The sequence below is a fragment of the Aeromonas sp. ZOR0001 genome (assembly GCF_000801015.1).
GTDB classification, from domain to species: Bacteria; Pseudomonadota; Gammaproteobacteria; order Enterobacterales; family Aeromonadaceae; genus Aeromonas; species Aeromonas veronii.
In genome coordinates this window covers 1-1,335 of sequence record NZ_JRJY01000015.1, presented here as the reverse complement: position 1 = coordinate 1,335, position 1,335 = coordinate 1, and the positions used below count along the sequence as shown (strand labels likewise).

Below are 1,335 nucleotides of genomic sequence, written 5' to 3'. Positions count from 1 at the left end.
TCTAGATTGGCCCCTTGAAGATCCAGACACTTCGCCCCTCTTAACTTAAGAGGTAGTCTTGGAACTATGTTCAGTACTAGTCGCAACGAGAAGATGGTCGAAGTGTTAACAGGGGCTGAGCGCCGTCGACGCCGGACTCCGCAGGAAAAGATCTCCATCGTGCAGCAGACCTTTGAGCCCGGAATGACCGTCTCTCATGTCGCTCGCTTGCACGACGTCAACGCCAACCAGCTTTTCAAATGGCGTAAGCAATTCCAGGAAGGGTCTCTCACGGCGATCACCGCCGGTGAGGATGTTGTTCCTGCCTCAGAGTTGGCTGCTGCCATCAAGCAGATCCGAGAGCTCCAGCGTCTGCTCGGGAAGAAGACCATGGAGAACGAGATCCTCAAAGAAGCCGTGGAGTATGGTCGAGCAAAAAAATGGATTGCGCATGCGCCCTTGTTGCCGGGGGACGACGATTAAGTGCTGTGAGCCAGGCCCTTAATGTATCGCGTGCGCAGCTATCCGTTCGTGTTCATCGAAAACCAGGTTGGCAAGATGGTCGTCATCATCGCCAGCATGATGATGCTGCCTTACTTGGCCGGATCATGGAGGCGATGGCTGAGCTTCCCTCCTATGGCTATCGCCGAGTCTGGGCGCTGTTACGGCGTCAGTCAGAGGCAACACGACAGCCTGTGGTAAACGCCAAACGGGTATATCGCGTCATGCGCGATCATGGACTGCTGCTGGAAAGAAAACCGGCTGCACCATTGACCCAGCGGGCACATAAGGGGCGTGTTACCGTCAAAGAGAGCAATCGACGTTGGTGCTCAGATGGCTTCGAGTTTCGCTGCGATAACGGTGAAAAACTACGAGTCACGTTCGCCATGGACTGCTGTGACAGGGAAACCTTGGACTGGGCTGCTAGTACCGGGGGTTACGACAGTGCCACGGTGCAAGATGTCATGCTGAGGTCTGTTGAACGTCGCTTCGGGGATTCGTTGCCGGCATCACCGGTGGAGTGGCTGACTGATAATGGCTCGGCGTATCGAGCCCATGAGACCCGCGTATTTGCACGAGAGCTCGGGTTGGAGCCCAGAACGACTGCGGTGAGAAGCCCACAGAGCAACGGTATAGCGGAGAGCTTCGTGAAGACGATGAAGCGAGACTATATCGAGATGATGCCGAAACCAGATAGCCGAACAGCGGTAGGCAATTTGGCCATCGCGTTTGAGCATTATAACGAGCACCACCCGCACAGCGCCTTGGGATACCGTTCACCCCGGGAATTTCTGCGCAGTCGGGTATCACAACCCTAAGCGGGAAAAAGTGTCTGGATCTATGGGGTCAAATCCA

The 1,335-nt window shown here is 55.3% G+C and carries 1 protein-coding gene; it reads left to right on the top strand.

Annotated elements, in window-relative coordinates:
- The first annotated feature begins 93 nt into the window (after positions 1 to 93).
- Positions 94 to 1,298 (top strand): IS3 family transposase gene (locus L972_RS02120; protein WP_139714695.1). Its coding sequence is split into 2 segments (ribosomal slippage): positions 94 to 412 and positions 412 to 1,298, totalling 1,206 coding nucleotides; the frame shifts between segments, so codons are not numbered across the junction.
- Positions 1,299 to 1,335 lie beyond the last annotated feature (37 nt).